This is a genomic window from Paenibacillus agri (genome assembly GCF_013359945.1).
In the GTDB taxonomy this organism is placed as follows: Bacteria; Bacillota; Bacilli; order Paenibacillales; family Paenibacillaceae; genus Paenibacillus_AQ; species Paenibacillus_AQ agri.
On record NZ_JABWCS010000187.1, the window covers coordinates 54,202 to 61,340 of the forward strand.

The window sequence follows — 7,139 nt, forward strand, 5'->3', positions numbered from 1 at the left end:
TGTGCCTACCTCCCATCATCATTATCAGATAGTATTTCAATTTCCCCGCTCATCCCGTCCATTCTTATCATTTGCCCCGTCTGCAATCGACTAGTTGCATTTATAGCTCCTACAATTGCCGGTATTCCATATTCACGCGCAACGACAGAACCATGAGTCATCATCCCACCGACCTCCATTATCAATCCGCCTGCTATGAGGAATAGAGGTGTCCACGCAGGATCTGTCGCAGGACAAACGAGTATATCTCCAGGTGTTAGCTGAACTTCTTTAGGATCATGCATCACACACACCCTTCCCTTCACTATACCAGGTGAGACGGGATTGCCAGACAACTTCTGTGAAACCTCTCCACTTCCAAGTTGCTCATCGTAAAAAGCAGTACCGTCACTAAGCAGTAAACGCGGAATTCGTTTCCGCCGGTTCTCTTGCAAGTATCTTTCTTTTCGATCCTCAATTAGGTTTTTCCATTTATTTGTTGCTTCGGAGTTCTCGTCTTCATTTACGATTAATTGCTCCACTTCATCAATATGCAAATAAAAAATATCATCTACGGCTGCAAGCAGATCTTTCTTGGTCAACACTGTTCCAATACACATTAAATTACTGCGAATCTTATCCAAAAAACAAATAATTGCAAACTTCGGTGTTTCACGCAACCCCCCCAACAAACGCAGGCGCTTCGAGGATATCAGAGCCAACCGTCTTTTCAGACTCCCGGACAAACCTTTTTTGAATGATGACTCCAATTCACGCTCTGCTTCTGCCGCCTTCATCACACCCATTTGATAGAGTTCAACAGGAGAAGACTGATTATCCTTGACCTCTAGATAACTTTTTAATACATGAAATACATGTGTTGGATCCTCTGTCCATCTTTTTCGTCCAATATCAATTTCTGCAATTCCCCGCATTCCATAATTTTGAAAAAAATCCATCAGTAGCCTCTGCACCTTATTTGGTAGTCGATTATCCAAATATCGATTTGAAAGTTCAGAATCAGTCAAGAGACGGATACATTTGTAACTTTCTTGATCCTCCTTCACAGCTAAAGCAATATTCCATAATTGAAAATCCATTTCCGAAGTAATGTTATTGGGCAGACTTCGCGTAAGATCCAAAGAAATTTGCATCCCCCGAGGCAGTGTCGAAGTAAGTCTAAGGAGCAATTGCATTGGAAGATGTCCAGACAGAGTCCCAGGTAGCAAATGGCGAAATAAGAGTTCAGGCAGAGCTGCTGAATACTCTTTTACTTGCCGTAATAGATCGATTGGCTTATCTTGATCTCGTTTGGCAATATTGGTTAATGCTGACTCAATATGTCTCTGTAATTTATCAGGCGCGGTTTTGACAAAAATTAAATTTCTAGCTGTTTCTATCCACATTTGCCCTAGTTTCCACAGAAAACGCGGCTTTAACAGAAGCTTTATGGCTTGTGAGGAAGAGTTCAGCCACGGGTCTCCTTCTCGAGTAATCCTATTTAGTATTGAATGAATTGTCGGGTCTAAGGAAGACATGATCGTCAATATAATTCTGCGTCCCAAGGTGTCACGCACGAGTGGGGTAATATTTACATAAAAACGTTCTGCTGCTATATAAAAGGCTCGCTGTTTCAAAGTTAGCTCTCTAAATCCTAAATATCCGGATATATTTCCGATGATATCTGATAAAATACTTTGCCCCATTGGAGTAAAGGGAGTCATAACCCCTTGCCAGGAAGCAAAGGAGAACCAAACCTGGAGTGACTTCTCCTCCTCTTTCGAGTGTTCCTTGTGGTAGGTTTGCGGGATTGGAAACAAAGAAGTTATTGAACGAGACTGAACGATATAAAAGACACCCTGATCATTTAGAGCCCACTCTACATCCTGAGGATGTTTGAAGTAATCTTGAATCCGCTCTCCTACCATGACTAATTCCATGATTTCAGAGTCGTTAAGTGTTGGTACAGATGAACCCTCTACTTCTTCAACCTCTTCAATGCCTCCTTCTGGTTTGCCACGAATAATTAATCCTTTCTCACCCAAATACGTTGATACAATTTCTCTAGAGGATACGTCTACTACAAAATGATCCGGGTCTACCTGTCCTGAAACTAAGGACTCTCCTAAGCCCCATGTGGCATCGATCACAATTTCCGTTCTTTTTCCCGTCAATGGATTTGCTGTAAAGAGCACTCCTGAAACCCTGCTTGGAATCATCTGTTGTACAACTACCGCCAAAGCCTGGTCTTCATGAACAACAGCATTTCTATTGCGATAATCTATCGCTCTTGCTGTCCATAGACTGCTCCAACATTGAACAACATTAGAAAGCAAGGAATCGATCCCCGTCACATGTAAAAAGGTATCTTGTTGCCCGGCAAAAGACATATTCGGAAGGTCTTCAGATGTTGCAGAAGATCGCACCGCAACCGGACAACAATCTCCAGCATCCGTCTGCTGATTTAGCAGCTCGTAAGCCTGCTCAACTTCTTTAATGATCTCAAGAGGAATCTCTCCAGCATCAAAAAAGGCTCTAATCTTCGCTTCAGAAGACTGCGTGTTAAAAAGCACAGTTTCATTTACTGTTAGTGCGTCGTTGATTTTCTGAGCCAACTCATTGCTCTTTAAAAAATGCCAATAGGCATCAGTTGTAATACAAAAGCCAGGAGGGACCTGAAAATCACCTTTAATCAAACGTCCAAGATTGGCAGCTTTCCCACCAACCAGACTTAACGCTTCATCATCGATCACATCTAAAAATTTAATGTATTTCAAAATGCTCCCCGCTTTCCACGTTAGATCACTTTACAATTCCATTGAAAAAAATATCCAGGATTCCCGCCGTACTATACGTTTGTTTCTCACCAAGTCCAACTAATCGAATCGAGGCATATGTTCCTTGTATAAGGTTTAGCAGAACTATTGCAGCCTCTTGTGAGTTTATTGCTCTAAATATACCTTCTTCTATTCCCTGATCAATTGCTTGAGATAAGAGTGATAGGTAGCGTTCATAGATTGGTAGTAATTCCGGCTTATTCTTATTCCAAAGTGCCGGTAATTCCTGCCGCACCAACTGTATTACTGAAGATGACTCATACAAAAAAGAAATGGTTATTTCAGCGCCGACAGTTAGTCTCGCTCTAGGATCGGCTATTTCGCTTATAGATTGTGCAACTTCGTGAAATTTAAAGATAGTTTCTACCAACAGCTGTTGCACAATAGCTTCTTTGTCTGGAAAGTAGTGATAGATTGTCGCTTTCGCCAATCCGGAATGTTCAGCAATCTCTCTTACCGAAGTTCCTTTATAACCCTTACTTTTAAAAAGCATATTGGATACTTCTAGTATTTTAGCAAAAGAGTTATCTATGGGTTCTCACTCCTTAGGTTAAACTTGTAATCGACCGACCGACCGCCCGATCGGTCGGGATGATTTATTGTTATTTTATTTCCATTTTGTGCTATTGTCAATATCAAAAAAGGTATTTATTGTTTTATTTAATATATATTTACAATTATTTTATTCTGTGTTAAATTTAATCCAATTTACACCATGAAATTACATATTATTCTATTAATTATTATCGGGAGGTAAAAAATGAATAGTAGAAAGATCAAAATCATGGGTACCGGAAAATATTTACCTAAAAGAAAAGTACTTTCAGAAGAGATTGATCGCAAGTTAGGTTTACCTGAAGGCTGGACAGAACAAAAGTCAGGCGTAGCTTATCGTCATTACGTGGATACTGAATCCACATCGGAAATGGGTGCAAATGCCGCCAGAGAAGCGATTAAGGATGCCGGTTTGGAACTGGAGGATATAGACTGCATTGTATCTGCAAGCGGCACTTATGAACAACCTATCCCTTGCACAGCTGCACTCATCAAAATTAAACTCGACATGGGCAATTCCAATATCCCCTGCTTTGACATTAATTCAACATGCTTAAGCTTCGTAACTGCGCTGGACGTAGTTTCATTTCTCGTACATGAGAGGAAGTATAAAAATGTGCTGATTGTATCCAGTGAAATTGCATCGCCAGGATTAAACTGGAAACAAAAAGAAAGCTGCATTCTCTTTGGCGATGGAGCAGCAGCAGCTATCATAAGTCGAAGCGAAGAGCATGAATCTTCTGAACTCTTAACCTCATTAACTGAAACCTATGTAGAGGGCGCCTCTTATACCGAGATTCGCGGAGGCGGAACCCGTATTCCATCAACAGAATATAATGGAGATAATTTGGATGATTATTTATTTAATATGAATGGTCGAGCCGTCTTTAAACTTTCCTCCAAAGTCATTCATAACTTCATGAAGCGACTTTTCGATCAGACGTCTATCAGCAAGCAAGACATACATATGGTTATACCACATCAAGCTAGTGGCTTGGCCATGCGGATCATGAGACAGAAGCTAAATTATAAAGAAGAGAAATTTATGAATATCATTTCCACACACGGCAATGTAATTGCAGCCTCAATCCCTATGGCCCTGCATGAGTGCATCAAACAAAAACGAGTTCAAAGAGGAGAAAGATTATTGCTGATGGGTACTTCTGCTGGCCTTTCTCTCGGAGCCGTGGTTTTGGTCTATTAGTCGCTCATTTTAGCCGTAATTCCCTTCATTTTTGCACCTACACTTGCCCTTCTTATTGATATTTAATCGATTTAAACTAAAACAGCGTATAATTTGTGTTATACGCAGTTATTTTAGAGCCTTTTTACCCTTATTTAGCCTCAAATAACTACATCCTGTCGGAGGACAAGAACCTCTACCGATTGCCGATTTCAGTATGAGAAATCTTACGAATGCTCTTAAAAAGGGATCAAAAGCTCTTAAAAAAAACAGCGGGGTCTGGAACATGAAATACAATGTTCCAGACCCCGCTGCCGTTATTGGGCTACTATTATTAGTTATAGAGCTTATCTACCCTTCCGCCGATGCTTGGATCAATAGAAGATCATAACTGGCAGTAACACCTCCCTCTATGCTGAACTTCTCCTCGTATTCCTTATACATGCTGGCGAACAGCTGTCTCGAACTGAGACCACGCACATTAACAGCCTCAGAAGTGCTGGCTCCCATCGATTTTACCGAGTGTAGAAAGTCTCTTGCTGAAGCATACTTTTCCGTTTGAAGCGAGCGTTCCAATTGGATACTTGAAAATCCTGATTCCTTAAGCATGCTGTTCCATTCATCGGTTGATAGAAACCTCAGTCCGTGCCGCTGCGGTTCCAATCCATTCGCTCGATAAGCTCCATTAAAAGCTTCATGCATCTCGCAGAATGTGTCAGGCCCGAATGTCGTGAATATCAGCAAACCTCCAGGACGCAGCATCCGCCGAAGGTGACCAAGTGTTCGCCCAGGATTACTCAGCCATTGAAAGCAGGCGTTGGAGACGATGAGATCAAACGAGGCTGCCTTAGCATCGGGCGCCCACATTTCAATATCAGCATGAAGAAAATGTAAAGAGCCCGAATTCATTTTTCTGATGCCATTAAAGTTCGCTTCGTCTGATAGGACACGTTGCTTAGCCAGTTTGATCATCGCGGGCGCAATATCAAGGGCAGTAATATTCGCACTCGGCCATTCATTTACTATAATCTCGGTCAGCGCTCCCGTGCCGCAGCCGATTTCAAGAATGTCGGGCCCGGAGATGTTGCTTTTGTTCATCAACCCTAAGAAAGATTTTGCAAGCCGATCTGACATCAAACACTGAATTTGAGCGTGAGCATCATACGAATTTGCATTACGGTTAAATTGACGCCCAATGTCACTTATCCTGCTGCTCATGCCACCATCTCCTCAGCTCATTAGCTATTTGCTCTTCCCTTCCCAAGAACGGGGCATGCCCGCTGGCAGGTATCGTGAGTAATTTTGCTTTTGGTAACTGGGCCATCAGCTCCGATGCAGCGCCGTAAGGACAAATACGATCCTCCGTCCCGTGCACAAGAAATAACGGACAAGTGATGCTCTTCACTTGAGACAGGCATTCCACGCTTCGCAAGATTTGAAGACCTGCGATTAGCGCTGAGGTTGTCCAGCTACCGATTGGGGGAAGGCTTATGCCAAGAGCGGCCTCCCATTCTGCTTCCGTAAATATGAGCTGCCGGAATTTTTCTTCAACATCTTGTCGGTTCTGTGTAAGCCCTGTAATCATCTTCCTAACATATATCTCTGCCCAACCGAGGTCGGACTCCTCTTTCGATCTAGTAAATTGAGCAGTTGCCCCGAACAACACAAGACCATCAGCAAATCCTTTAATCGCTAGTCTCAGTGCCAGTAAACTTCCGAGAGACCATCCTCCGATTAACAGCGGACCGTGAAAATCCCTTCTCCTACAAGCTTCGCCATCCAAATAAAGAAGATTTTTCACTACTGTTTCTGTCAAGAGCAGCATTTCCTCCGGGGAATCAGCATCACTGTAATCTACAGAAATGTGATGGAAATCCGGAAGTAACTCACGAGTCCGATCGAAAATATCATCCGATATACTCCATCCGCACAACCATAATATAGTGCCACTTGTCTTTGGCTGAGCCTCCATTGAAATATCATCCAATCCAATCATGGCTTCAACACCCCTAGTCGAAGTCCGATGTTCTGGATACGTGCGGCTGCATAGGTCAACTCCTTATCACTGTGAACGGCTGACAAGGAAAAGCGAATGCGCGCTGTGCCATCAGGCACAGTAGGTGGACGAATGGCAACCGCTAGAATTCCCTCTTCTTCTAGAGCTCTGCTGAAGCGTAAAGCCAGATCGTTATCGCCGACGATTAAAGGTACAATTGGCGAGTCACCGGCACCGATGTTAAATCCGGCGTCACAAAGCAAGGACCGAAATAATGAGGTTACCGCATAAAGTCTTTCTCGACGCCAGCGTTCCTTTTGCACCAAAACTAATGACTTTGAAATACCAGCTATGATCGAAGGGGGCAACGCAGTTGAATAGATGAGTGGCCTGGTCTTGTTCACCAACCATCGAATCAGTGTGCGGCTGCCACTAATATAAGCGCCATAGACACCGAAGGATTTGCTGAAGGTTCCCATATGAATATCCACATCATTCTGCAGCCCGAGTTCATGACACAATCCCTCGCCTCTCCCCCCGTAGATCCCCCCGCTATGTGCCTCATCCACCATTAGCATCGCTCCGTACT

The 7,139-nt window shown here is 43.0% G+C and carries 6 protein-coding genes; 1 reads left to right on the forward strand and 5 read right to left on the reverse strand.

Translation table 11 applies throughout. The annotated features are described in order from the left end of the window. Window positions 1–5: 5 nt before the first annotated feature. On the reverse strand, window positions 6–2,756 hold the full coding sequence (locus HPT30_RS03890) for a PEP/pyruvate-binding domain-containing protein (protein ID WP_175370180.1): 2,751 nt from the start codon (window positions 2,754–2,756) through the stop codon (window positions 6–8). Window positions 2,757–2,781: 25 nt separating this feature from the next. Continuing rightward, window positions 2,782–3,348, reverse strand: coding sequence for a TetR/AcrR family transcriptional regulator (locus HPT30_RS03895; RefSeq protein WP_312876290.1), 567 nt, complete (start codon window positions 3,346–3,348; stop codon window positions 2,782–2,784). A 228-nt stretch (window positions 3,349–3,576) separates the two neighbouring features. On the opposite strand from HPT30_RS03895, the gene HPT30_RS03900 reads away from it, so the two are divergent. Then, the gene (locus tag HPT30_RS03900) at window positions 3,577–4,575 is read left to right on the forward strand and encodes a beta-ketoacyl-ACP synthase III (protein WP_175370181.1); all 999 of its coding nucleotides are present in this window, start codon (window positions 3,577–3,579) and stop codon (window positions 4,573–4,575) included. Window positions 4,576–4,905: 330 nt separating this feature from the next. Here HPT30_RS03900 and bioC read toward each other — a convergent pair whose 3' ends face one another. The 3 genes from bioC to HPT30_RS03915 form a co-directional block, all read right to left on the reverse strand. Beyond that, window positions 4,906–5,772 carry a malonyl-ACP O-methyltransferase BioC gene (bioC, locus tag HPT30_RS03905; RefSeq protein WP_175370182.1) on the reverse strand — a complete coding sequence of 289 codons (867 nt, stop codon included), beginning with the start codon at window positions 5,770–5,772 and terminating at the stop codon, window positions 4,906–4,908. Then, window positions 5,753–6,550, reverse strand: a complete 798-nt coding sequence (locus HPT30_RS03910) for an alpha/beta fold hydrolase (protein ID WP_246316918.1) — start codon at window positions 6,548–6,550, stop codon at window positions 5,753–5,755. Before HPT30_RS03910 ends, bioC begins: the two co-directional genes overlap by 20 nt. Then, a partial coding sequence (locus HPT30_RS03915) for an aminotransferase class I/II-fold pyridoxal phosphate-dependent enzyme (RefSeq protein WP_175370183.1) occupies window positions 6,547–7,139 on the reverse strand: 593 nt, incomplete at its 5' end. The genes HPT30_RS03915 and HPT30_RS03910, both read right to left, overlap by 4 nt.

Bases quoted from the DNA above. Each gene is read 5' to 3' on its own strand.
- HPT30_RS03900 (WP_175370181.1), top strand. From the start codon at position 3,577: ATGAATAGTAGAAAGATCAAAATCATGGGTACCGGAAAATATTTACCT.
- bioC (WP_175370182.1), bottom strand. From the start codon at position 5,772: ATGAGCAGCAGGATAAGTGACATTGGGCGTCAATTTAACCGTAATGCA.
- HPT30_RS03910 (WP_246316918.1), bottom strand. From the start codon at position 6,550: ATGATTGGATTGGATGATATTTCAATGGAGGCTCAGCCAAAGACAAGT.